This window comes from Rhizobium sp. 05N430, from assembly GCF_056396985.1.
Genome location: NZ_JBFTMO010000018.1, coordinates 1 through 26,143, shown reverse-complemented (window position 1 = coordinate 26,143; position 26,143 = coordinate 1). Strand labels below are relative to the sequence as shown.

The window sequence follows — 26,143 nt, the reverse complement described above, 5'->3', positions numbered from 1 at the left end:
TGTTACGAAGCGCGGCGGTGCCGGAGCACATGCACTTCCGCGTTCTGGTGATGATAGCCCTGCGGCAGCGTGAAGTTACCGAGCTGGCGATCCATCTCCAGAGCCTCGCTGGCGAGACGGTGGATCGCCGCCGTGCTTTCCTCGACCATCGCCGCATTCTGCTGCGTCATCGAATCCAGTTCGGAGACCGCGCTGTTGATCTGGCGCAGCGTATCGGCCTCTTCACGGGTCGATTCCATGATCTCGTGGATCTGGCCGTTGATCGCCTCGACGCGGCTGCCGATACCGGTCAGCGCAACCCCTGCCCTCTCGACCAGCGATACGCCACTTTCGACCTCATGTGTCGACTTCTGCAGCAGGCTGGCGATTTCCTTGGCGGCGCTCGAGGAGCGCTGTGCCAGTTCACGCACTTCCATGGCGACAACGGCAAAGCCCTTGCCGGATTCACCGGCACGCGCTGCCTCGACACCGGCATTCAGCGCCAGCAGGTTCGTCTGGAAGGCGATTTCGTCGATGACCGAAATGATCGAGTTGATCTGGCGCGAAGACGACTGGATCGCCTCCATCGCCGCGATGGTCTCGCGCATGATATCGCTCGAACCGGCCGTTTCCTTCTTGGCGTCACGGGCGATCCGCTCGGCCTGCTCGGCGCGCTCGATCTGGATGCGAACCGACTGGGTGATGGCATCGATCGCATTGGCGGTCTCGGTGATCGAGGCGGCCTGCCGCTCAGTGCGGCCGGCCAGATCATCGGCGCCGTTGCGCATCTCTTCCGAGCCTGAACGAACTGCCATCGAATTTCCGCCGATCGCCGTCATCGTTTCGCTGAGCGTTGCCAGCGCCTCGTTGAAGTTGACGCGCAGGCCCTCAAGTTCGGTCGGGAAGCGCGTCTCGATCTGATAAGCGAGATTGCCGCTAGCCAGATGATGCAGGCCCTCGTCCAGCGCCTGCACGACATCCTGCAGGCTCTTCGCCTCGGCTTCGCGCAGCGCCATGTTTTCCTGGCGATCGCGCTCGGCGCGGGTACGGGTCTCGGCACTTGCGGCTTCGAGCTCGCGGCTTTCGAGCAGCGACTGCTTGAAGCGCGCCAGCGCCTTTGCCATCGTGCCGATTTCGTCGTGGCGGTTCTGGCTGCCGATCTCGGTATCGAGCTTGCCGTCGGCCACGTCGCGGGTGTTGCCGGCAAGACGGGCGAGCGGCGAGAACAGGAGCTTGGTGATCAGGCCGGTAGCAATCGCCATAACGACGAGTGCACCGAGGCCGATCATCGTCAGCAGCGTGGCGATCTCGATCGAGCCGGCATTGAGCTCGCTGAGACGGACGCTCTCGACCACCAGGAAGCGGTCGCCGTGATAGTCGATCCCGCGAACATAGGCGCGGGCCGAGCCATCGGCGCGGTCGAAATCATCGACCGTCATGCCCTGGTTGTTGGCAAGCGCGTCCGGGATGAAGGTAAAGGCCGCAGTATCGAGCGTCGCCAGCTTGCCGTCGGCAAGGCCGACAGCCGAACCATCGCTGGAAATGATCGCCGCCTGCGCCGTGCTGCCGGAGACAATGCCTTTCGACAGGATGCCGGTGACGATGTCATCGCGAACCTTGAAGAGGATGATGCCCTTCGCGAGGCCCAGCTTGACGATCGGAACGGCATAGAAGATCCCCGACTTGCCCGCGTCGACGCGCAGACCCGAGAAGCCTGTCGGCGCGGAATCGTCGGTCGCCTTTGCGGTGTTCTCGACAGCCTTCGCATAGGCGAGACCGGCACCGGTCGCCTTCCAGGCATCGGCCTTCAGGTTTTCGGCGAAATTGTCGTCCTTCTTGTAGGAATAGAGGACAGAACCATCCATGTCGGCAATCAGCAGATCGCTGAAGGCCGTGTTTTCGAGGTCGCGGGCGACTTCGCCCTGCGTCTTCTCATGGTTCGAGTAGTAGAAGCCGCTCGGCCCCTCCGGCTTCATCAGCTTTTCGCGCTGGTCGGCCGGGTTCGGATTGTTGGTGATGAAGACCTTCTTCAGTTCCGCGCGGGCATCGCCCGAGGACTTCTCGATGGTCTTCCAGCCGCTCTTCAGGCTGGTGATCGACATCTGCAGCGCTTCGATACGCGCGATCGAGTTCGCCTGGTTTTCAAGCTGCTCCAGCTGATCCTGCAGCATGTCGCCGCGGAAGATGAGCACGCTCTCCTTCGCCTTCAGCGCCTGCTCGTCGGAAATGCGGCTGCTGGCGAAATAGCCGAGCACGCTGATGGTGCTGACGGCAAGTGCCGTGAGCAGAATGAAAGTAGCAATCACTTTAAACGATAGAGACTGAAATCTCTGAGCCATAAACTAGAACCCTTCCGGAGCGGCTTGCCTGGCTTTTCGCAGCTGGCTTGACCGAAAACAGAACACTGGGGGCCTTAACCTTCCGAAAAAGGAGCCCCTCTCACATTTGATGGATTAGATTTCAGACAACTGATTTAATTCGCAGTAAACGGCGCGACACAAAAACAAGGGATGTTTTTGTTTTGTTCACATATCGATGGCAGTTATTTTGCAACTGCAATATGGTGAGCCATGCAAAACACGATTCGCATCATCGGCATCGATCCCGGCCTGCGCCGCACGGGATGGGGCGTCATCGACACGCTGGGCAATTCGCTGCGCTTCGTAGCCTCCGGCACCGTCACGTCGGACGGCGACATGGACTTGGCCTCCCGCCTCTGCCAGCTGCATGACGGGCTTGCCAAGATCGTCCACAGCTACACACCCGATGAAGCCGCCGTCGAACAGACCTTCGTCAACAAGGACGCGGTCGCGACACTGAAGCTCGGCCAAGCCCGCGGCATCGCCATGCTGGTGCCGGCGCGTGCCGGGCTACAGGTTTCCGAATATGCGCCGAACGCCGTCAAGAAAGCCGTCATCGGCGTTGGCCATGGGGAAAAGAAGCAGATCCACATGATGCTGAAGATCCTGATGCCGAAGGTGGAATTCAAGGGCGACGACGCGGCCGATGCGCTGGCGATTGCCATTTGCCATGCCCACAATCGTGGCAGCAACCGCATGCGCCTGGCAGCCTTGGCCGGATAGTTTGTTCTTGACTTGTTCTATAGGTAAGGATTATTCTTACTTTGAAGGAGCAAGTCATGCGCGTTACCTCGAAAGGTCAGGTCACGATTCCCCGCGATCTCCGCGAGCTGGCCGGCATAGAGCCAAACAGCGAAGTCGTGTTCTCCATGGAAGGCGGCAAGCTGGTTGTCTCCCCGAAGACTGGTCGTCGCGCCATCGAAGATCGAAACCGTCTTGATCAAGTCCTCAGGGCGATCTCCAAGCTTGAAGGGACCGGCGATCAGGCGATCGATGCCGACGCGCTCATGTCCATGACACGTGACCGTTGACATGGCGACCTTGATTGACACCAACGTGCTGGTCGATCTCGCCATCCCGTCATCGAACTGGCATGGCTGGTCACGGCAACGAACGATCGAAGCGTTCGATCAGGGGCCGGTGCTCATCAACCCGATCATTTATGCCGAGTTTTCGGTACGCTACCGCGATATCGATGAAGTCGATAACGCACTGCCGGAAGATGCCTTCCGCAGGGAAAATCTCCCCTGGCCAGCGGCTTTTGCGGCCGCAGCCGCATTTCGCATCTATCGCAAGGCCGGCGGCCAGCGCGAACGTGTGCTGCCGGATTTTCTGATCGGCGCGCATGCCGCCATACGCGGCTATTCACTGCTGACACGCGATGTGAAGGGCTACCACGCTTACTTCCCGTCGCTCGACCTCATCACTCCCGAAACCCACCCCTGACGGACATATCATGATCGGCAAGCTCAAAGGCACCATCGAAGAAATCGGCGAAGACTATGTGCTCGTCGATGTGCATGGTGTCTGTTACATCGCCCATTGCTCGGGTCGCACCCTGTCGAAGCTCGGTTCCGTCGGAGAGGCCTGCGTCCTCTTCATCGAGACCTATGTCCGCGAAGACCAGCTGAAGCTCTTCGGCTTCATGAGCGTGCTTGAGCGCGAGTGGTTCAACCTGCTGCAGAGCGTTCAGGGCGTCGGTGCCAAGGTGGCGCTCGCCGTGCTCTCGACGCTGACGCCGCCGGAACTCGCCAATGCCATTGCCCTCCAGGACAAGACCGCCGTCTCACGCGCTCAAGGGGTTGGGCCGAAGGTCGCGGTCCGTATCGTCACCGAACTGAAGAACAAGGCGCCCGCCTACGCCGGCGAGGCGATGAATATCGGCCTCAAGCAGGAACTCGGCGAAGGCGTGGCTTCGGCCCCGGTTGCCGACGCGGTCTCGGCGCTGACCAATCTCGGCTATTCGCGTGATCAAGCGGCGAATGCCGTCGCCGCCGCCATGAAGACCGCCGGCGAAGGTGCCGATAGCGCCAAGCTGATCCGGCTGGGGCTGAAGGAACTGGCGCGATAATTCCGTATGGGTTTGATGCAAAACCGCGCCGTGTTCTGTATGGATTGAGTGAGTACCGAATTGGAAGAATGCTGACATGAGCGACCCCGCCCGCCTGATATCGCCGGAAAAGAAGGGCGAAGATTTTGACGCGACGCTGCGTCCACAGTCGCTGGATGAGTTCACCGGCCAGGCGGAAGCACGCGCAAACCTGAAAATCTTCATCGAGGCCGCCAAGAATCGTGGCGAGGCGCTGGATCACGTGCTGTTCGTCGGCCCGCCCGGTCTCGGCAAGACGACGCTGGCGCAGATCATGGCGAAGGAACTCGGCGTCAACTTCCGCTCCACATCTGGTCCTGTTATCGCCAAGGCCGGCGACCTTGCGGCGCTGCTCACCAATCTCGAAGAGCGTGACGTGCTCTTCATCGACGAAATCCACCGCCTGAGCCCGGCCGTCGAAGAAATCCTCTATCCGGCGATGGAAGACTTCCAGCTCGACCTGATCATCGGCGAAGGCCCGGCCGCACGCTCGGTGAAGATCGACCTGTCGAAATTCACGCTGGTCGCCGCCACAACCCGCCTTGGCCTGCTGACCACGCCGTTGCGCGATCGCTTCGGCATTCCGGTGCGTCTCTCCTTCTACACCGTCGAGGAACTGGAGCTGATCGTCCGCCGCGGCGCGCGGCTGATGAACCTGCCGATGACCGACGAGGGTGCCAAGGAAATCGCCCGCCGCGCCCGCGGCACGCCGCGCATCGCCGGGCGGCTGCTGCGTCGCGTCCGTGATTTTGCCGAAGTCGCCAGGGCCGAGGCCGTCACCCGCGAGATCGCAGACGAGGCGCTGACCCGGCTGCTCGTCGACAATATGGGCCTCGACCAGCTCGACAAGCGCTACCTCAACATGATCGCCGTCAACTTCGGCGGCGGCCCAGTCGGTATCGAAACCATCGCCGCCGGCCTTTCCGAGCCGCGCGATGCGATCGAGGACATCATCGAGCCCTACATGATCCAGCAGGGTTTCATCCAGCGCACGCCGCGCGGCCGTGTACTTACCGCAACCGCCTGGAAGCACCTCGGCATGCAGCCGCCGAAGGACCTGGAAGCCGCACAGTTCCGGCTCTTCCAGCAAGACGACTGAGCGCGCCGATGCCGAAGAGAACGATGATCCGGCTGGATGGCAGTGCCGGACGCTTCAACTACCGTATTGCCGGACTAGGCTTCCGTGATGAGCATGTCCTCGTTCACCGGGCCGTCCATGAACATTTCTGGACATTCCCGGGTGGCCGCGCCGAGATTGGCGAGACCTCGGAAGAAACGCTGCGGCGGGAAATGGTCGAAGAGCTCGGTGTAACGGTCGAGGTCGGCCGCCTGCTCTGGATCGTCGAGAATTTCTTCCATTTCGAGAAGCGCGACTGGCACGAACTCGGGCTCTATTATCTGATGGAAGTCCCAGAAAGCTTCCCCTTCCGGCCAAACGAGATCGTCCATCAGATCGAGGACGGCAAGAGCATTCTGGAGTTCAAATGGGTGCCCGCCACCCGCGAAGCGCTGAAGGCGCTTGATATTCCGCCCTATTTCATTGCCGACGAGATCGAGGCGCTTCCTCCGGCACCGCACCACGTCGTCTGGCGCGACGGCGACCTCGACCGGGACGATTGAGGGAACTGTCCCCTTCTCCGCGCATTGCATCCTGAACAAGGAGCATCGCCATGCAGAAATACAGGACGGGCACGAGCGTCGAGTGGACATGGGGCAAAGGCAAGGGAACGGGCAGGATCGCTAAGAGTTTCACCGAAGACGTCGAGCGCACCATCGAGGGCGCCGACATCAAGCGGAAGGCGACCAGCGAGGAGCCCGCCTATCTGATCGAGCAGGAAGATGGCGGCAAGGTCTTGAAGAGCCACTCGGAAATCAGGAAGGTTCATTGATGGTCGATGACCGGCCCGACAGGAGATGACATGACCGTTTTCGATCCCTGCCGGGCTTTCCGCAAGCTCGCCTATAACAATGCGCTCGCCAATGTCAGATTGCTCGACGCCTGCCTCCTGCTGCAGCCGGGCGAGTTCGAAGCCCATCGCACCGGCTTTTTCCCTTCGATCAAGATGACGCTGAACCACATCATCACCGTCGACTGGTTCTACGTGGATGGGCTGGAAGGCGGCAGCCTCGGACCCGATGCATGGAAGATCGAAGAGCCGTTCGATACGCTTGAAGCGCTGAGCCCCGAGCAGCGGAATGTCGATGCACGCCTTGTTGCGCTATGCGAGGCGCTGACGCCGGAGACCTTGGCGGCCACCGTCAGGCTGGATCGCGGCGGCCGGTTTCAGGAGGAGCGTGCGGACGATATCCTCAGCCACCTCTTCCAGCACCAGACCCATCATCGGGGCCAGGTGCATGCGATGCTGGCGGAATCCAGTGTCCGCCCACCGCAACTCGACGAATTCATTGTCAACGATGATGCCCGTTTCCGGGGCGGCGAGATTGCCGCCCTCGGCTGGAGCGAGGAAAAGCTGATGCGTTGACCGCCAGACTCAGTCGTTCAGCCGCGACTTCAGCGCATCGACGATCGTCTTGGTCAGCAGATCGTAGTTTTCGTCGAAGTGGTGGTCGCCGGCGAGTTCAACGACGGCAGCGCCGCTCTGCTTGAGATCCGGGCAGGCGACTTCATCATCGTCTTCCTTGCCGTAGATGCACTGGATCAGCTTCGGATCGACATCCTTCAGATCGGCGACCGGATCGCCACCGGCCCCGTCGGTCTTCTGGCCGAGCCAACCCATGACGGAGATCACGTAGTCAACCTCGTGCGACAGCGACAGCAGCGAGATCTGGACGATCGACGCCTTCTCGGCCGGTTTCAGCAGCTTGTATGTCGCCGGCACCACGTCAGCGCCGAACGAGTAGCCGATCAGAAGCACATGCTTGACCTTCCACTGCTTCCGGTAGAGGTCGATGATCTTGCCGAGATCGTCGGCGGTCTCCTGCGGCTTCCGTTCCGACCAGAAGTAATGCAGCGAGTCGATGCCGACGACGGGAATCCCCTCCTTCTGCAGCTTGCTGCCAACTTCCTTGTCGATATCGCGCCAGCCGCCATCGCCGGAATAGACGATCGCCATCGTATCCATCGCCGGCTTGGCATCGAGAACCGCAAGCGGCAGGCCGAGCGGATTGTCGGCATTGCCCGATGCGTCGATCATGTCGTTAAGCGTATCGGACAGCGTCGTCTGCGCGTCGTCATCGGCATCGCGAACATCGATCGCCGGATGCGTCTTCTTCAGCTCCGCAACATGCTCGCGCCCATCCTTCGGTGCATTCGACGTCAGGGCCACCACGACGGGATCCGGCAGATTGCCCTCGGTCAGGCCGTAGATCATCCGGTCGCCGACGGTCTTCTTGCTGGCCGGCGTGCAGAGCTGCTGCGTCAGCGGAATGCCCGCCGCGGGATCGATCGCCAGCGTCTGGCCGATCGTCGCATCCGGGGTCTGCGCGGCAATCGCCAGCGCCAGGGCGCCGCCCTCGCCGACACCGGCAATGATCGGCAGATGATAGGCGCTGTTGCCGGCGGCGCGCTGAACCTGCTGGCTCAGCGCCTCAATGTCAGAGACCAGATAGATGCAACCGTCATTATCGCTGGCATCGTATTTGCGCAGCGCATCCATGTAGGACGGAAAGTCGACACCGATCACCACGGCACCGGCATCCACCAGCTTGTCTGTCTCGGTCTTCTCGTTGTCACCCCAACCGGCGGCATCCGAGATCAGCATCACGGCGCCTTTCACATCGCCCTTCGGCAGAAAGATGTGCGGCGACGGGATAAGCCCGGTTTCGAAGTCCTGCGTGCTCTCGTCGGCGGCATAGGCCGGAAACGCAAGCGCCGTGGCACATGCTGCGGCGAGGATATATTTTCTGATCATTTCCTGACGACTCCCTTCAATCCGCCACCGATGAGAAAGGTCGCGTCCATCAACGCGATCATCGGATTGCCCCCTCCGGAAACCGCAAGATAGCGCGGTTGCCAGTGCGGATGAAACTTTGATTTGAATGCCCGAAGGCCCTTGAAATTGTAGAAGCGCTCGCCGTGTTCGAAGACGGTGCTGCCGATGCGGTCCCAGACGGGGGCCGTTTCGCGCTTCGACATGCCGGAAAGCGGTGCCATGCCGAGGTTGAAGTGGCGGTATCCCTCCTCGCGCAGATATTCCATGATCTGCACGAAGAGGAAGTCCATCGAGCCCTTCGGCGCCTCTGGAGAGAAGCGCATCAGGTCGATCGTGCCTTCCGATTTTGTTTCTGTAACGAGGATATTGGCGAAGGCGACGATCTTGCCGTCCTTCTTCAACACGCCGACCGGCTGCGAATTGACATAGTCAGGCTCGAAGGCGCCGAGCGAGAAACCCTTCTCCTTGGCATTGTGGTCTTCCAGCCAGGAGCTGGAGACCGCAGCCAGATCGGCGAGAATGGCGGGCACCTCTTCCGCCGGTATGACCTCGAAGCTCAGGCCATCGCGCTGGGCGCGGCTGGCCGTCTGGCGCAGGTTTGCCCACTTGCCGCCCTTCATCTCGAAGGCGCCGAGATCGGCAACGGCGAGCTCGCCGAGCTTGAATGCACGCAGACCCGCATCGGCACAATGGGATAGCAGCGCAGGCGAGATCTGATAGAAGACCGCGCGGCATCCCGCAGCCCGCGCCGCCTCGACGAAGCTCCAGACGAGTTCCGGAATGGCATGCCGCTCGCCGACCGGATCGAACAGCGCGATCCATGAGCGCCCCTGGCGGCCATACATGATGAAGGCATCGCCCTTTTCGGAGAACATGATGCTCTTGTCGGCCATGCGCACCAGATTGGCGTCTGCATAATCCTGCGCCCTGACGATATCGACGGCGCGCTGCAGCGCGTCTTCGCTCGCCGGCTCCGGCCGGAAGGCCGCGGGGCGCAGCAGGCTAAAGATGGCGATCGCCGAGGAAATGATGGTGATCCCGAGCACGGCACGCAGACCGCGCGGCGCTTCGGCCGCGAATTCGAACTGCCACCAGAGCTCGTTACTGTATTCGACATCGCGATAGACGAAGAGCAGGATGACGACGGCGCCGACGCAGATGACCGCAATCGCCATCAGCCACGCCGCCGTCAGCGTCTGGTTCAAAAGCGAGGCGTGGCGCGTGAACAGACGGCGGCTGACGAACAGACTGAAGATCAGGATCGCGAGGAAGATCGCTTCGACCAGCGCAATCGCCTTCAGCAGCGACAGGGTGAGCGCCAGAACGGCGGAGACCACCGATACCAGCCATGCGCCATCGAGACGCTGGCCAAGACCACGCGCGGCAACCACGAGCGCCAGACCGAGCAGGCTCGACAGGAAATGGGCGCCCTCGACGATCGGCAGAGGCAGATAATTGGCGAGGAATTCGAGATTCTCATCCGGCGTCGGCGTAACGCTCGAGAAGATCAGCATGACGCCGAGGATCAGCGCGAAGGCCGACAGCAGCTGCGGTGTCAGGCGCCCGCCAATGCGGCGGATGCTGGAAGCGGCCGGATGATCGACGAACCGCCGAAGCTCGGTCAACGACACTGCCAGAACGGCGATCAGCAGCGGCAGCACATGATAGATCAGGCGGTAGAGAACCAGCGATCCGAGAACCGCGTCGATATTCACCGCGCTGCCGAGCGAGGCGATGATGACAGTCTCAAAGACGCCGAGACCGGCCGGAACATGGCTGAGAACGCCGAGGCCGACGGCAATCGCATAGACCGCCAGGAAGACCGGCCAGCTGATCGCCGTCTGTGGCAGCAGCACATAAAGCACGGTTGCCGACGCGGCGATATCGAAGGCGGTGACCAGGAACTGGCGCGACCATGTGCGCGAATCCGGCAGGCGGACGGCGATCGGGCCGAGAGCGACCGCCCGGCCATCACGCCCGAGATAGACCATGACGCCGAGCCCCGCCAGGATCGCCCCGGCGATGATCCGCAGCAGCAGCGCATTGGTATTGATCAACGGCCCGATTTCATCGGCGATGATCATCAGCGCGATCGCCGCGACGCTGGCAAGACCGAGACCGAAGGACAGCGTCACGAAGGCGATGACGCGGCCGATATCTTCGGGCGTCAGGCCGAGGCGCGAATAGGCGCGGTAGCGGATCGCGCCGCCGCTGAGCGCGCCAAAGCCGGCCGTATTGCCGACCGCATAGGCGCTGAAAGCCGTGAGCGCCACATGCGGAAAGGGCAGCTTCTTGCCAATGTACTCGATCGCATTGAGATCGTAGAAGATCAGCGCGAAGAAGCTGAGGCCTGTAAAGAGAAGTGCCAGCAGGATGGAGCTGAAGCGCGTGTCGGCAAGCGCTTGGACGACGTCGTCATAGCGGACTTCATTGGTGAGCTGCATGATCGCATAACCGACCATGCAAAACAGGATAAGCGTCGCTGCCGCGACAAGCTGCGTACGGTAACGCCGGATAAAGCCCCGAAAGCCACCGGCTTCCTCGCTTTCCATTTCTTCCAGACTGCCTTGATTCGCCATCTTACCCCTGCCGACTGCCAGCTTGGCGTGAGTCGTTCGGCAAAGAACTAGCATATGCTGCAGGCAAGCTCTATCGGCCCCCGACAGCGCTACCCCGCTACCGCCAAGCGCGCCTCATCGGCCCGAATTGGGGCAAAATTAGCGCTGGGTGACATAGTCCTCCACAGCGCTTTTGTAGCATTCCGTCGCACCCCTTCCTGATGTCAGGCGGCAGGTTCGCCGCCTGCCCGCGCTTGGGCCGCATAGCGTGCGGCAGCGGCCATCGCCTCGTGGTCCCGCCCGTCGCCGGAAACCTGCACCGTCGGCACCGCGAACTCGATGCCGTTTTCCTTGAAGGCGTTGCGGATCATCGCCAGCGCATTGCGACGGATGACGAACTGCTCCCCCGGCTTGGTCATCATCGACAGCCGGATCTCGATGGCGAACTCTCCGAATTGCTCAACGCCCTTCATCTTCAGCGTCTCGATGATGTGCGGGCCGAAATCGGGGTTGTCGAGCAGCTGCTGGCCGATCTGCTTGACGACCTTCTTTGCCTTCACGAGATCGGTGTCGTAGGTGACGTTCAGGCTGATCTTGTCGATTGTCCAGTCGCGGTTGAGGTTCTTGACCGCGCCGAGCTCGCCGAACGGAACGGTCGTCAGCGGTCCGCGGTGATGACGCAGCTTCACGGAGCGCAGGCTGAAGGCTTCGACAACGCCCTTGTGGCTGCCGCTCTCGATATATTCGCCGACCCGGAAGGCGTCGTCCCAAAGATAGAACATGCCGCTGATCACGTCCTTGACGATCGTCTGCGCCCCAAAGCCGACCGCAACACCGACGACACCGGCGCCGGCAATCAGCGGTCCAATCTCGATACCCAGACCGGACAGGACCATCAAAACGGCGATGACGGCGATGACCACCGCGAAGATATTGCGGAAGATCGGCAGCAAGGTCTGCAGGCGCGCGCGCCTGGCTTTCTCTTCATCCGAAGCCGAAGCGTCGAGYGGTGAATCGATAAGCTTGCCGTTGATATAGGCCTTGACGATGTGCCACAGCAGGTCAGCCGCAAGCAGAATGACGATGCCGCCGATGGCGCCGCGAGTGATGCGATCGACCATGGTGTCGCCCGCCGCCATCCTGTCTGCCGCAAAGCCCATGATCCGCCCCATCCAGACCGCCGCTGCCGCGATGATGATGGCGCGAACGCCGCGGTCCAGCAGCACGGTCGCCATCCGGCGATTGGCGAGAAAACCCGCTTCCGCCTGATGCAGCGAACGGACCGCAGCCGTCGCGACACGCAGCACCTTGGGCAGAAGCAGGGCATAGATGCCGAGCCAGAGCAGCAGCATGAAGCCGGTAACCCACAGGAGCCAGAGCGCGAGGAAGTAGATCGTCAGAAACCAGGCTGTTGCCGTGCTGTGCCTGACGCCATCGCTGGGGCGCGACCAGACCGCCTCGACGGCAATCAGGAAGAGCCCGATCCCGAGGATGTAGGCGACGAACAAGCGGGAACCGACTGAAAAGCCGAGCGGCTCCATGATCTGGATCACCACCCAGCCGAAGGCGAAGTAGATGGCGAATATGGCCGAGCGCCGGAACCAGTACAGCGCCTTGGCGCGGGAAATATCGCGCTCGCCGTCGGCGCGCGGCAGCGTCACCAGCACGACCAGCATCCGGCCGATGGAAATGGTGAAGCGGGTCGCGATCAGCGCGATCGCAACGGCAATCGCTATAGCCTGGCTGATCGGCGGCCAGCTGAACGCAACCAGCGGCACGATCGTCGCCATGGCAAACACGATGGCCGGGATCACGCGATAGAAGAGATTGGCGCCAGCGTGATGCAGGACCGCTGGCTCCTCGACATCGGAGCGGCGGATGCGCGGCCGCGGCGTCGTGGCACGAAACAAGAGCTCAGCCAAAGTGCCGATCAGCAGCAGCGTCAGGCCCTGAACAGCGATCCAGCCCGGCCCCGTCGGCTCGACCTCGCGATCGACGATGCCATCGGCCGCCTCGACCTCCTGCGGCAGTTCCATGGCCGCGTCCGAGACCATCTCGACATGGTGGCGCGCATGAGCAAGTAGGTCTGACAGCACCGACATCTGTCCGACGTCATCGGCCGCTGCCGCTGGCGCCGTCTTCATCTGTGACGCCATCCATGTCTGCACCTCGGGCGCCTGCATCAGCTGCATCATCTGCCGCACCTTGTCGGGCGGCGTGGCGGCATCGGCTGCGGGTGGCGCCGGCGCGGTCTGCGCGTATGCGCCATCGGAAGTGCCGAGAAAAATCGTCAACGAAAACAGGCAAGCCCAGAGGCTCCCCCTCACGAACCTTGAACCCAACACCCGACGCCCTCCGGTATGACTGGAATCAACCATATCGCTTGCGATGCCATAGGCAATGGGCACGAAAAAACCCGCGCTCGGAAAGCGCGGGTCTTCAAGACTATATGAGTACCTGTTGGGCTTTACGCCTTCGGCTTCTCGACGTGACCGCCGAAACCGGCACGCATCGCCGAGAGCACCTTGTTGGCGAACTCATCCTGGTCGCGCGACGAGAAGCGGCCGTAGAGCGCAGCACTCAGCACCGGCGTCGGAACGCTTTCGTCGATTGCCGCCATGATCGTCCATCGTCCCTCGCCGGAATCGGAGACGCGGCCAGCATATTTCGCCAGAGCCGGATCGGCATGCAGCGCATCCGACGTCAGGTCGAGCAGCCAGGAGGTGATGACGCTGCCGCGGCGCCAGACTTCCGAAACATCCTGCAGATTGAAGTCGTAGCGGTAATGTTCCGGATGTGCGAGCGGCGCCGTCTCGGCATCGGCTTCATGCGTCGCCGCGCCGATATTGGCATTCTTCAGAATGTTGAAGCCTTCGGCATAGGCGGCCATCAGGCCGTATTCGATGCCGTTGTGGACCATCTTCACGAAATGGCCGGCGCCATGCGGACCGCAATGCAGATAGCCCTGCTCGGCCGTGCTGTGTTCGCCAGCGGTGCGGTTTTCCGACGGCTTCACGTCGCCGACGCCAGGCGCCAGCGATGCAAAGATCGGCGACAGCGACTGAACGATGCCCTTTTCGCCGCCAATCATAAGGCAATAGCCGCGTTCGAGACCGAAGACGCCGCCACTGGTGCCGACATCCACATAATGGATGCCCTTGGTGATCAGCTCCGCGCCTCGGCGGATATCGTCGTGATAATAGGAGTTGCCGCCGTCGATGATGATGTCGTCATCATGCAGGAGCGGCAGAAGCTGGGCGATCACCTTGTCGGTAATGGCAGCCGGCAGCATCAGCCAGATGGCGCGCGGACGCGACAGTTTCGAAACGAACTCCTCCAGCGAGCTGGCTCCGGTGGCGCCCTTGCCCGTCAAGTCCGCAACACTTTCCGGCTTCGCGTCATAGACCACGCATTCATGGCCATCCCGCATCAAGCGCTGGACCATGTAGTTGCCCATACGGCCCAAACCTACCATGCCAAGCTGCATTTTATATTCTCCTGGGAATCTAATCGATATGATTCCGGAAATTAGCACTCATGCCGCCGCAGGCAAGCGAAGTCTCTGTCACATTCGGGAGATGAAACCGCGCTGCCTTGCTTTCATACCGCGAAACGTTTCGCGCAATGGGTGTAGCCCTGTTAAAATCGGAGTGAAAAACTCAGTAAAAGAGCCGCCCGGAGCCCGGCGGCAAAGACGTATGGCAGTTGCATTGCAGCATGCCGCAGTTACCGGCGGATGCTTTCAAGCGGCCAATCAAAGCAGTCACGAAAATTTTCTATGCCCGAAATAAAGCTGATTAATCCGTTTCTTTTCATATTCTTAACTTATCGCTCATCTTCGTCACAACACTGTCCCGCAAAATTTTGCACTTGGTGAGCAGTTGCCTTGGCGAAATCTCGATGGTACTTTTTGATTAACAACTAAATAAAAAAACAACGGGGGAAGTGCCCTTCAATTTCGATCTATGATTTGTCAGTTCAGGATTGAAGACTATGAAGGCCACACCAATTAATATTCATCCAAAAGACGTACGAATACTGTCCGCTTCGCGGATTGCCGGGTATTTGTTCGCATTCCTGCTGCTCTTCACCATCGGCATGTCCATGGTACCCAACCAGTTCTTCGTCGTTTCGCCGAAGGCGGTGATTAACGCGCCCGTGCAGATGATCGCCTCGCCGATCTACGGCCGCGTCGACAAGATTTCGCTTCAGGTCGGCCAGGTGGTCAATCTCGGCGACGTGACGGCAACCGTCTCCAATCCCAATCAGGATCAGACGTCTCTCACCGGTCTCCGGCTTGAGAAGCTCGACCTGACAGAGAAGCTCAACAACACGATCAACGTGGTTGCCGAGCGCAACGACCAGCTGAGCAAGGTCAAGGCGCAGATATCGGATGTGAAAGACGGGGTTCTGAGCGAGCTCGGCGCCGTCATCAGCAACGCTCAATCGAATGTCTCGATCTACGAGGCGCGGCTTGCCGAGCAGGATGCACTGCTGCAGCGCGCCACCGTGCTTTTGAAGAAGGGGATGACTTCCGAAGCGAGTGTCGAGCCGCAGCGGCAGAAACGCAATGCCGCCCAGGGCGAGCTCGATGCAGCCCGCGGCGAACTGAAGCGCAACGAGATCGTCCAGTCGCTGGTCAGCCGCGACATCTATACGGGCGGCACGGTCGCAGCCAACCTGCTGACGCTGGAAATGCAGCGCACCAAGCTCGCCGGCGACATCGCCGAAGACAATATCGAGATCAATCAGATGACCGAGCGCAAGGCGCAGGTCGAGAAACTAATCAACCGCGAGGAAGGCCGGCTCGGCAAGTCGGGGGCAGCCGAGGTGGTCGCAGACCATCACGGCCAGGTCGTCAGCGTCGACGCCTCCTTCGGCGATTTCGTCATGCAGGGTCAGGCGGTCGCCAAGTCTCTCGACTGCACCGAGGCGTTCGCTGCGGCGGTCTACAGAAGCCGCGACGTCTCCTCCCTCGATATCGGCACGCCGGCGATGGTCAATTTCCGCTCGCTCGGCGTCAAGAAAAGCGGCCACGTCTACAAGATCGTCCGCTACTTCGACAGTGGCCAGCAGAACCGCTATTTCGCCAAGTTTCCGAAGGCCGAGGGCGACGAGGTCTATGTCCTCGTCAAGGTCGATGACGATCCTGTCGAGCTGACCGCTGCCGGACAGCCGAACAACGACAAGTTCTTTGGATGCAATGTCGGTGAGGACGTGATTGTCTCGCTTGGAGAGACCGTCGTCGCGCGCCTCACCCGCTATTCGAAAATGGCCGTCGACAAATTGTCAGAGGCGGACGGCCTGCTCTCCGCGTCGGCCTTTTTCGACAAGGGCCACAAGATGGCGAGCCTCCACCAGTAACAAGCGCGCTTTCGCTTCACGTTATCGAGCGGCGATAACAGGGAAGACTTTGATATGGTTTTGCGTAGAACGTTCCTAGCGGCGATGCTCGCCATGGCGGCATTTGCCTTCAGCCCACCGCCTGCTGCGGCCGCAGGCAAACATGACGAACTGGCCTGCACGCTCTGCGACGGCCTTGCCGCGCTGATGACGGGCGAACCGGAGCAGGCTTTCGTCTTTCGAAGTTTCGAACCGGCAAACGGCGGCTCGAAGCTGCACCCGGCGCTCGACAATACCGGCTTCACCTATGACAACGCGCTGGCGATGATGGCGCTCTATGGCTGCGGCCGCGCCAAGGAGGCCAAACGCGTCGCCGATGCGCTGGTGCTGGCGCTGGAAACCGACCGCCACTATCACGACGGACGGCTGCGCAACGCCTATCGCTCCGGGCCGGTCATAACAGGCAAGGACGGCATGCTGCTTCCCGGCTACTGGAGCACGGCCAGCAATTCCTGGATCGAGGACGGCTATCAGGTCGGCAGCGCCACCGGCAGCACCGCCTGGGGCGCGCTGGGCCTGCTCGCCGCCTATTCCGAGACCGGCCAGACAGCTTATCTCGACGGCGCCCGCAAGATCATGGACTTCATCCACCGTTCGACTGCCGACCCCAAGAACCCCGGCTATTTCGGCGGCTTCTTCGGCCACGAGCCGACGCCCGACCGGATGACCTGGAAATCCACCGAGCACAATCTCGATATCTACGCTGCCGATCATTGGCTGGCGACAATCGACGAGGCCGGCGACTGGGAGCACGACGGCGAGAGCGCCAAGGACTTCCTCGACGCCATGTGGAACAAGGCAGAGGGCCGCTTCTATATCGGCAGCGTGCCGGACAGCAACGCGCCGAACGTCAACATGTCCGGTCTCGATGCCGAGCTTTGGCCGCTGATCGCCGTCAAGGATTTCGCCGCCAAGGCACCGCAGGTGCTCGAATGGACCGAGGCCAACCACGGCGTTCCCGGCGGCTTCGACTTCAACGACGATCGCGACGGCATCTGGCTGGAAGGCACCGCGCAGGCTGCGCTGATCTATCAGATGGTCGGCGATGCGCAGAAGGCGGAGCCGCTGTTCCAGACCATATCGGCCCAGATCTCACCCGAGAAACTGATCTACGCCACCGTCGACGAGCAGCTGACCACCGGGCTGCAGGTCGGGCCGAACTCCGAGCCCGGCGACTTCAAATATTATCGCCTGCCCCATGTCGGGGCGACGGGATGGGCCGTGCTCGCGGCGCTCAGGCTCAATCCCTTCAATGCAGATTCCTTTGCGGCTAAGAACGAGGAAAAGCCATGTCCCCAGAAGTAGTCACTCTCTCGGATGCCATCCTCTTCTCGCTGGTGACGCTTGCCCTCATTCTGGGCTGCGCACTGCTACTCGACAGTAACAGGAGCAAGGACCGCGCCGTCTTCGGCACCATCCTGATCCTGATGCTTGCGAACTACGTCTATTTCCGGCTGACCACGACGCTGCCGGCTTTCGACTGGAGCGCCTACGCGATCTGGCCGCGCATCTACCTGACTTTCGAGGCCGTGGTCATTCTCTACACACTGTTGTCGATCGTCTTCTTCTTCCGTCGAACCGACCATACGGGAGCAGCCGATACCAGCGAGGCGATGATCTCGCGCATGGGAAAGCCACCGGCCGTCGACGTCTTCATCTGCACCTACAACGAGGATGTCACCATCCTGGAGCGGACGATCCTCGCCGCCAAGGCGATCGACTACGGCAACTTCACCATCTGGATCCTCGACGACGGGCGGCGCGAATGGCTGCGCGACTACTGCGGCGAACTCGGCGTGCGCTATCTGACGCGCGACGACAACAAGGGCGCCAAGGGCGGCAACATCAACAATGCCATCCGCTGGTCGAAGCAGATCACCAACGCCCCCTTCATCCTGATCCTCGATGCCGACTTCGCGCCGCAGCGGCCAATCCTGAAGCGCATCATCGGCCAGTTCGTCGATCCCGAGATCGGCCTGATCCAGACCCCGCAATTCTATTATAATGCCGACCCGGTGCAGCATAACCTTCTGGCGTCCAAAGCCTGGGTCGACGACCAGCGCATCTTCTTCGACGTCATGCAGCCGTCGAAGGACGGCTGGGGCGCGGCCTTCTGCGTCGGCACATCCTGCGTCGTCAGGCGCGATGCCCTTGAACTGATCGGCGGCATGCCCGAGGAGACGGTTACCGAAGACATTCATCTCACCTACCGCCTGATGCAGAAGGGATTGCGGACGCGCTGGCTGAACGAGCGGCTCAGCGTCGGCCTCTCCGCCGAAAGCCTGTCGGGCTACATCACCCAGCGCTGCCGCTGGTGTCTCGGCACCATCCAGGTAGCCTTGCTGCGCGACGGGCCGTTCTTCGGCCGCGGCTACACGCTGATGCAGCGGCTGCATTATTTCCACGGGCTGCTGTTCTGGTTCTGCCGGCCGTTCATGCTGCTTCTGATGGCAGCGCCGATCCTCTTCTATTTCCTCGGCCTGCCGGCGATCCTGATGGAGCCCGAAGCCTTCTTCCTTTATGCGCTGCCGATGGTCGGCGCGATGTGGACCTTCCACGCCTGGGTCTCCGGCTGGCGCAGCCTGCCGCTGTTCACCGAGGTCTCGCAGATGGTCTCGGCCATTCCGATCACCATCGCCATCTGCCACGCCATCGCCCACCCCTTCGGACGGCCATTCAAGGTGACGGCGAAGGGCGAGTACCGCACCCGCGTCGATATCCTCTATCCGATCGCCACCACCTTCGCGCTGATCATCATTCTCACCTTCACCGGCATGCTGAACGGACCGCTACTCAGTAACTACAGCGGGCTCGACAGCTTTAGTGTCGCCTGGGGCATGGTGGTGATGGTCTATGCATTCGTCTCGATGCTCGTGTGTATCGAGCTGCCCCGCGAGCCGCTCGATGCCATCAAGTTTCCGGTCGGACGCAAGACGGCAATGACCTGCAACGGCCAGGCCCTGCCCTGCACCGTCGATAGCTTGTCTCTGACACAGGCGGAAATCAGCCTGCAGCAGCCGCGCATCGGCATGAATGCCGGTGTCGGCGATCTGCTTCTCTTTTCGCCCTTCCCCGGCTTCGACGTTGCCGGACGCATCGACCGCATTGATCAGAACCGGTCGTCCTTCACCGTCTCCGTCGTCGCGGTGAAGGAACGGCGCGAAAGCGAGGATATCCACGCCCATCCGGCGATCGTCCGGCGCAAGATGATCCAGCGGCTCTACAGCGAGATGCCGGAAGCAATGCCGGGCAGGGCCTATCCGCTGGCAGCGCTCCGCGCCCTGTTCAGCCGCATGTTCCAGAAGCCGTCCGCCTATTCCGGCCAGACGCGGATGGCAGCCAACACCGTCTCCGTGCGCCGCTCCAGATGGCGCCCGTCGCCGGGCGGCATCCTGGCGAGCGGATCAAGGGCATTGCCGGCGCCGGGCCAGGGATTGCTGCCGCCCGCGGCCGAATAGGTCACTCCGAGGGCGGTTCCCAGGTATCCGGCTCCCGCACCATATGGACGATGCCGGCTGGATTGAGGATCCAGCCGCCGCGAAAATTCTCGCCGAGCGGCTCGATGGCATCGCAGCGCGTCACGCCAGCCTGGCGAAGATGCTCTGCGGCCTGGCCGAAATCCGGCGTGAAGAGCTCCAGCCAGAGTTCCGCCTGGCTCATGCCCGGACTCTCGTCGATCCAAAGCCGGATCGGCCCGAGTTCGAAACCGCGCGTACCCTCATTGCCGATTTCCTTCAGCCCGACGACATCGCGGTAGAAATTCAAGACGGGCTGATATTGATGCGGCGGCACCTTCATCGCGACATCGACGCCGCCCTCGAAAGCCGCGCTCATGTCCGCGCCTCGTAGTCAGGCGCTTCAGCCGGCTCACCGCGCATCTCGCTGAGGAACATGCCATCGCGCAGGTTGATGCCGTGCTCGACAAAGGCCTTCATGCAGCACAGCATGTTGGCCCAGCCCTCGCAATTGAGATAGGTGCCGCGCCGTCCGGCTTCGTCTTCGTGCCAGCCGTCTTCGGAGATGGTCACCATCGTGCCGCCATCCTCAAGCGCCTCGAACTTCATTTCGACCCTCGTCTTGTAGCGGACCTTGTCCGCATCCGTTCCGCCGTCCCAGCGCAGCACGATCAGGCTCTCCGGCACCAGATCGACGACCTCCACCGGCGCGTCCTTCCACCAGGTCACCGTGGTTCCCTTGACGAGCGGCGCGCTCGCGCCACCGACCGTCGTGAAATAGCCCGAGAGCTTTTTCGGATTGACCACCGCATCGAAAACCTCCGCGGCAGGGCGGCCGATCCGGCCTCCGACACGAATACCGAGGGACATGGCACTTCCTCCTCTTTTCCATTGTGATCGGCGCCATTATGTTATAAAAACATAACATGTCAAGCGAATCGGAAAACGACCCTGTCTTCAAGGCCCTCGCCCATTTCCGGCGCCGCGAGATCCTCGACCTTTTGAAGGACGGACCGCGCACGACCGGCATGCTTTGCGAAAATTTTCCGGATATGGACCGCTGCACGGTGATGCAGCATCTGAGGGTTCTGGAGGAATCCGGTCTGGTGATCGCGAAGAAGGAGGGCCGCGAACGCTGGAACCACCTCAACAGCCTGCCGATCAAGCACATCTACGACCGCTGGATCAGCGCCTATGCCGGGCACGCGCTTTCGATTATCGACCGGTTGAAGAGCGATCTTGAAGCGCAATAGAAAACGGGCGCCGAGGCGCCCGTTGATTGCATGACCGTTCAGGCCGCCCTGCGCATCGGCTCCGCCGCCGGAACCGTCGCCCGCCGGTCGAGAGCCGCACTCTTCAGCGTCAGAAGCAGCGCACCAACGACCAGAATGGCGCCGACCCATGGCGTCGCCTGCAGGCCGAGACGGGATTCCACGACCAGCCCGCCGATCCAGGCGCCTGCGGCAATCCCGAGGTTGAAGGCGGCGATGTTCAGGGCCGAGGCCACATCGACGGCTGCCGGCCGAACCTGCTTGGCAAGCTGAACGACATAGAGCTGCAGGCCCGGCACATTGGCGAAGGAGAGGAAGCCGAGCGCCGCCAGCGTCGGGATCGTCAGCCAGGGAGAGACGGCCGTGAAGCTGAAGAGCACCAGAACCGCGGCCTGGGCAACGAAGAGCCAGGTCAGCGCCCGCACCGGATCCCGATTGGCGATCCGCCCGCCGACGACGTTGCCGGCAGCGATCGCCAGGCCGTAGAGCACCAGGATGAGGCTAACTGAGGAAGCCGAGAAGCCGGTGACCTGCTGCAGGATGGAAGCCAGAAAGGTGAAGGCCACGAAGGTGCCGCCATATCCGAGTGCCGTCATTCCAAACACCATCAGCAGGCGCCCGCTACCGAGGACGCCCGCCTGCTGGCGCAGCGTCGCCGGTTCAGCTCTCGTCAGCGTCGAGGGCAGTAGGACGGCAATCGCAATCAAGGCGATGACGCCCAGCCCGGCAACGGCTGCGAATGTCGCGCGCCAGCCGAAAGTCTGGCCGATGAACGTGCCGAGCGGCACGCCGGTGACGATCGCCACCGTCAAGCCCATGAACATCATCGCAATGGCCGAGGCACGGCGATTTTCAGGAACCAGACCGGCGGCGATCGTCGAGCCGACCGAGAAGAACACGCCATGGGCAAAGGCCGACAGCACACGGGCGACCAGCAGCGGCAGGTAGCCGGGGCTGAGCGCGGCCATCGCATTGCCGAGGACAAACAGCGCCATTAGCCCGAGCAACAGCGGCTTGCGCTCGATCCGGCCGGTGAGCGCCGTCAGGATGGGCGCACCGAAAGTGACGCCGAGGGCGTAGACACTGACGATCAGGCCGGCGAGCGGCAAGGTGATGTGAAGGTCATCGGCCACGGTCGGCAGCAGGCCGACGATGACGAATTCGGTGGTTCCGATCGCGTAGGCCGCGATCGTCAAAGCAAAAAGTGCAAGGGGCATAATGAGATCCGATGTGAAAGCCGCATCCGAACGGCGCGGCAAATTATTGTTCGGCTCACAATATGGGCGACCGCCATTACGACGATAATCCGGATGAAAATCCCAACACTTATGAATTCAATTCACCAAATGGAACTCAGTCCGGCATGCGCGACAGCGGTCCGTTTGTAAAAATTGGAAATAGTTTGTGACTAAGTCTATACAAAACCTGATGTTTTTCGACTTGCGGCGGAAACCGACATACCGGATATTGAAGGCAACTTCGAGGACGCCGTTATGATCAGAATGATTCAAGATCCCGCCGAACTGGCCGGAGAAGACATCACTGGCAAATATATCCTGCGCAAGCTGAACTATCACTGGTTCGCTTACGGCAAGGCTGCGATCGTGACAGCCTGCAAGGGCACGATTCTGCATCTCGACCGCGAAGAGACAGTTTTCTCTGAGCGCTGGGGCCGCCGCGCCTATACCGGCAATGGAAAGCGCTATCCGGGCGGCATCTGTCCGATATCGGCTGTTGCCTGCGTCTGCGATACCCCGGAGGACGTCAACGCCGTCATCCAGCTCGATGTCGATGCACAGGACGAGTTCTACCAGCTGATCGCCAAGGCCGAAGCAAGAGTGCAGGCGCTCGCCGCATCCTCGCAGAACACCATCTATCTGGCTGCAGCCGAATAAGAACCTATTGCTGCGGCCCTGTCTGGCTGAGCAGCCACTGCCTGAAGAGCGCGACTGACGATTTTTCCAGGGCGCCCGCCGGATAAAGCATCGCATAATTCAATGCCGCCGGCTGCTGTTCGACGAAACAGCGCACCAATTTTCCCGACTGAAGATCTGCATCCACCAGCGAACTTCGAACGAGCGCAAAGCCTTCGCCCCGGCCGCAGGCTTCCAGCATCTCCTCGAATGTATCGAAGACCTGTGCTTCCCGCACCGCTTCGCCAATATCGAAACCGGCAAGTTCCTGCGAATTCAGGTCGCCACCAACCTGCTCGAACCATCGCTGCCAATCGAGAACGGTATGACGCATGCCGCGATAGGCAAGCAGAGGTGCCGCACGAACCGCACCCCGGCGCGGAAGCCGCGCGGAGACTTCCGGCGCACACACCACGAATTCGTCGTCGAGCAATAAAGATTCGGTCACAAGCTCTGAGCCGCCATGCCCAAGCCAGATCGCCAGATCGACGCTGGTGAAATCGGGGCGCTGATAGGTGACCGCGGTGCGCACCTCAATCTTCGGATAACGGCGGCAGAAGGCTTCCAGACGCGGCGCCAGCCATTGGCTGGAAAATTCAGGTGTCGTGGCAATGACCAGCGAAGGATTGAGGCTTGCCGCACGGCCCTGATGCAGGGCCGTCTCCAGCGCGGTCATCGCTGCGGAGATTTCCGGATGAAGCTTCGCTCCGAAAGCTGACAGCCTGGCCCCATGCCGCCCGCGGTCGAAAAGCCGCCCGCCAAGCCAGCCTTCCAGCTGCGCGATCTGGTGGCTGACCGCCGTCTGCGTCAGCCCTAGCCGCTCCGCCGCTTTGGCAAAGCCACCGGTTTCCGCAATTGCGCAGAAGGCCTGCAATGTGGCGACAGGCGGCAGAACTCGATTTGGCATGAAAATCCTTCACCATTGAGCGGAGGGAGTTTCATTATACTGCGCTACTACACAGCAGTAAATTGGCGTCATGGAAGGAAAGACCATGACCGTTTCCATGAAATTTCTGAATATCTTGCTGCGCTTGGTTCAGCCATATCGGGCCAAATCGGCGGCCAAACCGCCCCGCCCCGCCAAGGCCAACGACCTAAGCGCTCACCTGAAGAAGGACGTGGCAATCGGGGAAGGGAAACTGTGAAGGGGAAAAAGTGCGATCCGCGGCAACCGGTGGATGTTTACGATCCTGGGTGCCTACAAACGTAGGTGGGCGCCATATGTCCAGGCCCACGAGCCTGGTCAGGGACAGCTCCCGTTGGATCGAGTATGGCCCCAGGGATTGTGATTCCTGTCGAGAGGCGCAGATCGCCTTCAATATATAAAGGCGTTCTCGAGGCCGCGCCAGTGGCAGAAGACAGTGTTTCGGCGAATTAATTCAGCTCGGCAGGCGTCCGGCCGTTCAGCTTTTCGGTGATGCTACGCAGGCGGCTGGTAACTTCGCCAAGCGCCGATGCCAGCGTCTCCTCGGTGCGCGAGGTCGCGGCAAGCACCGTATCACGGTTGCTGCGCAGACCATCGAGCTCCGCCTCGAGACCCGCCACCCGGCGCGTGAGTTCGGCAATCTCGTCCATCACCATGATACCGGCCATGACAGTGATCCTGAGATCGCCGATTTCGCCGAACTGGCCCTTGAGATGGCCTACATAGCCGTCGAAGCGGTTGGCGAGATCCGTCAGATGGCCTTCCTGGCCTTCTTCGCAGGCCATGCGATAGGCCTTGCCGTCGATCGTAACAGTCACCTGCGCCATGTCGCTGCTTCCTTTACCGGTCCAGAACCGCGCGAATGGTTTCCATCGCCGTTACCAGCCGGCGGGAGACCTCACGATTGACCTCTTCCAGGCGGTTCGCCCGGAATTCCGCCTGATCCAGCTCCTGCGCCAGTTTCGAGCGGTCGGCATGAACGCGCCGTACCTCGCCCTCGATATCGCCCTGCTCGCGCTGGCGTTCGATGCGCATGTCGACGGCGTTCTCCAGGCCTGAGATGGCCTGTTTGAGCTCGTTGAGCGCTGCTTCCATGGCGTTGCCTGTCGGCGTCATTGTCTTAAGTCCGGTGTTCCCGCAGAAGACCATTCGAATCGGCAAGCGGTGCCGGTTCAGTGTTTTCAAGAGGATATGCAGCTCGCCAACTGCCCGTCAATAAAGGCGGCATGGGGGCACCGGCCCTATTCTGTGGATGACTGAAATAGTCCCAGTCTTTGCAGTGAATTGGTCTTTTGTAAAATTTGATGGTCAAATGTTAAAAATCGTCGCACCCGTCCCGGATTCGGCCTGCAATTTATTGACTTGGCCGTTCCAACTGCTATGTGTCACCCCGCTCTCATCGATGGTCTTCAGAAGGCTCGAGGCCATCCCCCGACACCCGGAACCCGTGGAATAGCCATGACCTCTCCTGAACAACACGACCGGATGGCAAATGCGATCCGCTTCCTCGCCATGGATGCAGTCGAAAAGGCTAATTCCGGCCATCCGGGCATGCCGATGGGCATGGCTGATGTCGCCACTGTCCTCTTCAGCAAGTATCTCCGCTTCGACCCGAAGAAGCCGCATTGGCCGAACCGCGACCGGTTCGTCCTCTCCGCAGGCCACGGCTCGATGCTTCTCTATTCGCTCCTTTATCTAACCGGCTATCCGGACATGACGATCGAGGACCTGAAGCAGTTCCGCCAGCTCGGTTCGAAGACCGCCGGCCATCCTGAATACGGCCACGCGACCGGCATCGAAACGACCACCGGTCCGCTCGGCCAGGGCATTGCCAATGCTGTCGGCATGGCGATCGCCGAGCGCAAGCTGCGCGAGGAATTCGGTTCCGACCTGCAGGACCACTACACCTATGTCATCAACGGCGACGGCTGCTTGATGGAAGGCATCAGCCATGAAGCGATCGCGCTTGCCGGTCACCTGAAGCTGAACAAGCTGATCCTCTTCTGGGATAACAACTCGATCACCATCGACGGCGCCGTCTCCCTGTCTGACTCGACCGACCAGATCATGCGCTTCAAGGCGGTTCACTGGAACACGATCGAAGTCGACGGTCACGACCAGGCAGCAATCGCCGCTGCCATCGAAGCCGCCCACAAGTCCGACCGCCCGACCTTCATCGCCTGCAAGACGATCATCGGCTTCGGCGCTCCGAACAAGCAGGGCAGCCACAAGGTTCACGGCAACCCGCTCGGTGCCGAGGAAATCGCCGCTACCCGCAAGGCTCTGAACTGGGAAGC

Annotated in this window: 26 protein-coding genes and 1 other RNA gene; 15 read left to right on the top strand and 12 right to left on the bottom strand. The window is 61.2% G+C overall.

Annotation, left to right across the window (positions count from 1 at the left end):
• Nucleotides 1–2: 2 nt before the first annotated feature.
• Nucleotides 3–2,318: a methyl-accepting chemotaxis protein gene (locus tag AC1DJO_RS25750; protein ID WP_477973609.1), complete on the bottom strand. Its 2,316-nt coding sequence runs from the start codon at nt 2,316–2,318 to the stop codon at nt 3–5.
• A gap of 231 nt (nt 2,319–2,549) precedes the next feature.
• On the opposite strand from AC1DJO_RS25750, the gene ruvC reads away from it, so the two are divergent.
• From ruvC to AC1DJO_RS25710, 8 genes are all read left to right on the top strand, one after another.
• A complete protein-coding gene (gene ruvC / locus AC1DJO_RS25745) occupies nt 2,550–3,062 on the top strand; it encodes a crossover junction endodeoxyribonuclease RuvC (RefSeq protein WP_477973607.1) in 513 nt (170 codons plus the stop codon).
• Between the two features lie 56 nt (nt 3,063–3,118).
• On the top strand, nt 3,119–3,370 hold the full coding sequence (locus tag AC1DJO_RS25740; RefSeq protein ID WP_477973605.1) for an AbrB/MazE/SpoVT family DNA-binding domain-containing protein: 252 nt from the start codon (nt 3,119–3,121) through the stop codon (nt 3,368–3,370).
• Nucleotide 3,371: 1 nt separating this feature from the next.
• Complete coding sequence (locus AC1DJO_RS25735) at nt 3,372–3,785, top strand: type II toxin-antitoxin system VapC family toxin (protein ID WP_477973603.1); 414 nt, start codon at nt 3,372–3,374, stop codon at nt 3,783–3,785.
• Nucleotides 3,786–3,795: 10 nt separating this feature from the next.
• Complete coding sequence (gene ruvA, locus AC1DJO_RS25730) at nt 3,796–4,410, top strand: Holliday junction branch migration protein RuvA (RefSeq protein ID WP_477973601.1); 615 nt, start codon at nt 3,796–3,798, stop codon at nt 4,408–4,410.
• Between the two features lie 76 nt (nt 4,411–4,486).
• On the top strand, nt 4,487–5,527 hold the full coding sequence (gene ruvB, locus AC1DJO_RS25725) for a Holliday junction branch migration DNA helicase RuvB (protein WP_112385455.1): 1,041 nt from the start codon (nt 4,487–4,489) through the stop codon (nt 5,525–5,527).
• Nucleotides 5,528–5,535: 8 nt separating this feature from the next.
• Entirely contained in the window at nt 5,536–6,048 is a 513-nt protein-coding gene (locus AC1DJO_RS25720) for an NUDIX hydrolase (RefSeq protein ID WP_477973599.1), read from the top strand.
• A 50-nt stretch (nt 6,049–6,098) separates the two neighbouring features.
• Nucleotides 6,099–6,317 carry a hypervirulence associated TUDOR domain-containing protein gene (locus tag AC1DJO_RS25715; RefSeq protein ID WP_477973597.1) on the top strand — a complete coding sequence of 73 codons (219 nt, stop codon included), beginning with the start codon at nt 6,099–6,101 and terminating at the stop codon, nt 6,315–6,317.
• Between the two features lie 30 nt (nt 6,318–6,347).
• Nucleotides 6,348–6,911 carry a DinB family protein gene (locus tag AC1DJO_RS25710; protein ID WP_477973595.1) on the top strand — a complete coding sequence of 188 codons (564 nt, stop codon included), beginning with the start codon at nt 6,348–6,350 and terminating at the stop codon, nt 6,909–6,911.
• 9 nt (nt 6,912–6,920) lie between these two features.
• On the opposite strand, the gene AC1DJO_RS25705 is transcribed toward AC1DJO_RS25710, so the two are convergent.
• The 4 genes from AC1DJO_RS25705 to gnd form a co-directional block, all read right to left on the bottom strand.
• Nucleotides 6,921–8,300: a virulence factor family protein gene (locus AC1DJO_RS25705; protein WP_477973593.1), complete on the bottom strand. Its 1,380-nt coding sequence runs from the start codon at nt 8,298–8,300 to the stop codon at nt 6,921–6,923.
• Nucleotides 8,297–10,900, bottom strand: a complete 2,604-nt coding sequence (mprF, locus tag AC1DJO_RS25700) for a bifunctional lysylphosphatidylglycerol flippase/synthetase MprF (RefSeq protein ID WP_477973591.1) — start codon at nt 10,898–10,900, stop codon at nt 8,297–8,299. The genes AC1DJO_RS25705 and mprF overlap by 4 nt, the downstream gene beginning before the upstream one ends.
• 203 nt (nt 10,901–11,103) lie before the next feature.
• Nucleotides 11,104–13,257 (bottom strand): mechanosensitive ion channel family protein, encoded by a 2,154-nt coding sequence (locus AC1DJO_RS25695; RefSeq protein WP_477973589.1) that lies wholly within the window; start codon nt 13,255–13,257, stop codon nt 11,104–11,106.
• Nucleotides 13,258–13,346: 89 nt separating this feature from the next.
• Nucleotides 13,347–14,366 carry a phosphogluconate dehydrogenase (NAD(+)-dependent, decarboxylating) gene (gene gnd, locus AC1DJO_RS25690; RefSeq protein WP_112385460.1) on the bottom strand — a complete coding sequence of 340 codons (1,020 nt, stop codon included), beginning with the start codon at nt 14,364–14,366 and terminating at the stop codon, nt 13,347–13,349.
• A 578-nt stretch (nt 14,367–14,944) separates the two neighbouring features.
• Between gnd and AC1DJO_RS25685 the strand changes: the two genes are divergently transcribed.
• The 3 genes from AC1DJO_RS25685 to AC1DJO_RS25675 are packed head-to-tail and all read left to right on the top strand — an operon-like array spanning nt 14,945 to nt 19,740.
• Nucleotides 14,945–16,243, top strand: a complete 1,299-nt coding sequence (locus AC1DJO_RS25685) for an HlyD family secretion protein (RefSeq protein ID WP_477973587.1) — start codon at nt 14,945–14,947, stop codon at nt 16,241–16,243.
• A 54-nt stretch (nt 16,244–16,297) separates the two neighbouring features.
• Nucleotides 16,298–17,587, top strand: coding sequence for a hypothetical protein (locus AC1DJO_RS25680; protein WP_112538699.1), 1,290 nt, complete (start codon nt 16,298–16,300; stop codon nt 17,585–17,587).
• Nucleotides 17,572–19,740, top strand: a complete 2,169-nt coding sequence (locus AC1DJO_RS25675; RefSeq protein ID WP_477973584.1) for a glycosyltransferase family 2 protein — start codon at nt 17,572–17,574, stop codon at nt 19,738–19,740. The genes AC1DJO_RS25680 and AC1DJO_RS25675 overlap by 16 nt, the downstream gene beginning before the upstream one ends.
• Before the next feature lies 1 nt (nt 19,741).
• Here the strand turns inward: AC1DJO_RS25675 and AC1DJO_RS25670 are convergent, their stop codons facing one another.
• Together AC1DJO_RS25670 and AC1DJO_RS25665 are read right to left on the bottom strand one after the other, a co-directional pair.
• Nucleotides 19,742–20,116: a VOC family protein gene (locus tag AC1DJO_RS25670; RefSeq protein ID WP_477973582.1), complete on the bottom strand. Its 375-nt coding sequence runs from the start codon at nt 20,114–20,116 to the stop codon at nt 19,742–19,744.
• Nucleotides 20,113–20,607 (bottom strand): SRPBCC domain-containing protein, encoded by a 495-nt coding sequence (locus tag AC1DJO_RS25665; protein WP_477973580.1) that lies wholly within the window; start codon nt 20,605–20,607, stop codon nt 20,113–20,115. The genes AC1DJO_RS25670 and AC1DJO_RS25665 overlap by 4 nt, the downstream gene beginning before the upstream one ends.
• Before the next feature lie 56 nt (nt 20,608–20,663).
• Between AC1DJO_RS25665 and AC1DJO_RS25660 the strand changes: the two genes are divergently transcribed.
• Nucleotides 20,664–20,990, top strand: coding sequence for an ArsR/SmtB family transcription factor (locus tag AC1DJO_RS25660; protein WP_477973578.1), 327 nt, complete (start codon nt 20,664–20,666; stop codon nt 20,988–20,990).
• A 38-nt stretch (nt 20,991–21,028) separates the two neighbouring features.
• On the opposite strand, the gene AC1DJO_RS25655 is transcribed toward AC1DJO_RS25660, so the two are convergent.
• Entirely contained in the window at nt 21,029–22,225 is a 1,197-nt protein-coding gene (locus tag AC1DJO_RS25655; RefSeq protein ID WP_477973576.1) for an MFS transporter, read from the bottom strand.
• A gap of 276 nt (nt 22,226–22,501) precedes the next feature.
• On the opposite strand from AC1DJO_RS25655, the gene AC1DJO_RS25650 reads away from it, so the two are divergent.
• The gene (locus AC1DJO_RS25650; RefSeq protein WP_112538695.1) at nt 22,502–22,903 is read left to right on the top strand and encodes a hypothetical protein; all 402 of its coding nucleotides are present in this window, start codon (nt 22,502–22,504) and stop codon (nt 22,901–22,903) included.
• A gap of 4 nt (nt 22,904–22,907) precedes the next feature.
• On the opposite strand, the gene AC1DJO_RS25645 is transcribed toward AC1DJO_RS25650, so the two are convergent.
• Nucleotides 22,908–23,828, bottom strand: a complete 921-nt coding sequence (locus AC1DJO_RS25645) for a LysR substrate-binding domain-containing protein (RefSeq protein ID WP_477973574.1) — start codon at nt 23,826–23,828, stop codon at nt 22,908–22,910.
• Nucleotides 23,829–23,913: 85 nt separating this feature from the next.
• Between AC1DJO_RS25645 and AC1DJO_RS25640 the strand changes: the two genes are divergently transcribed.
• The gene (locus AC1DJO_RS25640; RefSeq protein WP_162698732.1) at nt 23,914–24,066 is read left to right on the top strand and encodes a hypothetical protein; all 153 of its coding nucleotides are present in this window, start codon (nt 23,914–23,916) and stop codon (nt 24,064–24,066) included.
• Between the two features lie 10 nt (nt 24,067–24,076).
• Here the strand turns inward: AC1DJO_RS25640 and ssrS are convergent.
• From ssrS to AC1DJO_RS25625, 3 genes are all read right to left on the bottom strand, one after another.
• Nucleotides 24,077–24,235: non-coding RNA, 6S RNA (gene ssrS / locus AC1DJO_RS25635), on the bottom strand.
• Nucleotides 24,236–24,295: 60 nt separating this feature from the next.
• Nucleotides 24,296–24,673, bottom strand: coding sequence for a cell division protein ZapA (locus AC1DJO_RS25630; protein ID WP_112385469.1), 378 nt, complete (start codon nt 24,671–24,673; stop codon nt 24,296–24,298).
• A gap of 13 nt (nt 24,674–24,686) precedes the next feature.
• Nucleotides 24,687–24,962 carry a DUF4164 domain-containing protein gene (locus AC1DJO_RS25625; RefSeq protein ID WP_112385709.1) on the bottom strand — a complete coding sequence of 92 codons (276 nt, stop codon included), beginning with the start codon at nt 24,960–24,962 and terminating at the stop codon, nt 24,687–24,689.
• 342 nt (nt 24,963–25,304) lie between these two features.
• Between AC1DJO_RS25625 and AC1DJO_RS25620 the strand changes: the two genes are divergently transcribed.
• The coding region (locus tag AC1DJO_RS25620) for a thiamine pyrophosphate-dependent enzyme (RefSeq protein WP_477973572.1) at nt 25,305–26,143 on the top strand (839 nt) is incomplete at its 3' end.

Bases quoted from the DNA above. Each gene is read 5' to 3' on its own strand.
- AC1DJO_RS25750 (WP_477973609.1), bottom strand. From the start codon at position 2,318: ATGGCTCAGAGATTTCAGTCTCTATCGTTTAAAGTGATTGCTACTTTC.
- ruvC (WP_477973607.1), top strand. From the start codon at position 2,550: ATGCAAAACACGATTCGCATCATCGGCATCGATCCCGGCCTGCGCCGC.
- AC1DJO_RS25740 (WP_477973605.1), top strand. From the start codon at position 3,119: ATGCGCGTTACCTCGAAAGGTCAGGTCACGATTCCCCGCGATCTCCGC.
- AC1DJO_RS25735 (WP_477973603.1), top strand. From the start codon at position 3,372: ATGGCGACCTTGATTGACACCAACGTGCTGGTCGATCTCGCCATCCCG.
- ruvA (WP_477973601.1), top strand. From the start codon at position 3,796: ATGATCGGCAAGCTCAAAGGCACCATCGAAGAAATCGGCGAAGACTAT.
- ruvB (WP_112385455.1), top strand. From the start codon at position 4,487: ATGAGCGACCCCGCCCGCCTGATATCGCCGGAAAAGAAGGGCGAAGAT.
- AC1DJO_RS25720 (WP_477973599.1), top strand. From the start codon at position 5,536: ATGCCGAAGAGAACGATGATCCGGCTGGATGGCAGTGCCGGACGCTTC.
- AC1DJO_RS25715 (WP_477973597.1), top strand. From the start codon at position 6,099: ATGCAGAAATACAGGACGGGCACGAGCGTCGAGTGGACATGGGGCAAA.
- AC1DJO_RS25710 (WP_477973595.1), top strand. From the start codon at position 6,348: ATGACCGTTTTCGATCCCTGCCGGGCTTTCCGCAAGCTCGCCTATAAC.
- AC1DJO_RS25705 (WP_477973593.1), bottom strand. From the start codon at position 8,300: ATGATCAGAAAATATATCCTCGCCGCAGCATGTGCCACGGCGCTTGCG.
- mprF (WP_477973591.1), bottom strand. From the start codon at position 10,900: ATGGCGAATCAAGGCAGTCTGGAAGAAATGGAAAGCGAGGAAGCCGGT.
- gnd (WP_112385460.1), bottom strand. From the start codon at position 14,366: ATGCAGCTTGGCATGGTAGGTTTGGGCCGTATGGGCAACTACATGGTC.
- AC1DJO_RS25680 (WP_112538699.1), top strand. From the start codon at position 16,298: ATGGTTTTGCGTAGAACGTTCCTAGCGGCGATGCTCGCCATGGCGGCA.
- AC1DJO_RS25675 (WP_477973584.1), top strand. From the start codon at position 17,572: ATGTCCCCAGAAGTAGTCACTCTCTCGGATGCCATCCTCTTCTCGCTG.
- AC1DJO_RS25670 (WP_477973582.1), bottom strand. From the start codon at position 20,116: ATGAGCGCGGCTTTCGAGGGCGGCGTCGATGTCGCGATGAAGGTGCCG.
- AC1DJO_RS25665 (WP_477973580.1), bottom strand. From the start codon at position 20,607: ATGTCCCTCGGTATTCGTGTCGGAGGCCGGATCGGCCGCCCTGCCGCG.
- AC1DJO_RS25660 (WP_477973578.1), top strand. From the start codon at position 20,664: ATGTCAAGCGAATCGGAAAACGACCCTGTCTTCAAGGCCCTCGCCCAT.
- AC1DJO_RS25655 (WP_477973576.1), bottom strand. From the start codon at position 22,225: ATGCCCCTTGCACTTTTTGCTTTGACGATCGCGGCCTACGCGATCGGA.
- AC1DJO_RS25650 (WP_112538695.1), top strand. From the start codon at position 22,502: ATGATCAGAATGATTCAAGATCCCGCCGAACTGGCCGGAGAAGACATC.
- AC1DJO_RS25645 (WP_477973574.1), bottom strand. From the start codon at position 23,828: ATGCCAAATCGAGTTCTGCCGCCTGTCGCCACATTGCAGGCCTTCTGC.
- AC1DJO_RS25640 (WP_162698732.1), top strand. From the start codon at position 23,914: ATGACCGTTTCCATGAAATTTCTGAATATCTTGCTGCGCTTGGTTCAG.
- AC1DJO_RS25630 (WP_112385469.1), bottom strand. From the start codon at position 24,673: ATGGCGCAGGTGACTGTTACGATCGACGGCAAGGCCTATCGCATGGCC.
- AC1DJO_RS25625 (WP_112385709.1), bottom strand. From the start codon at position 24,962: ATGACGCCGACAGGCAACGCCATGGAAGCAGCGCTCAACGAGCTCAAA.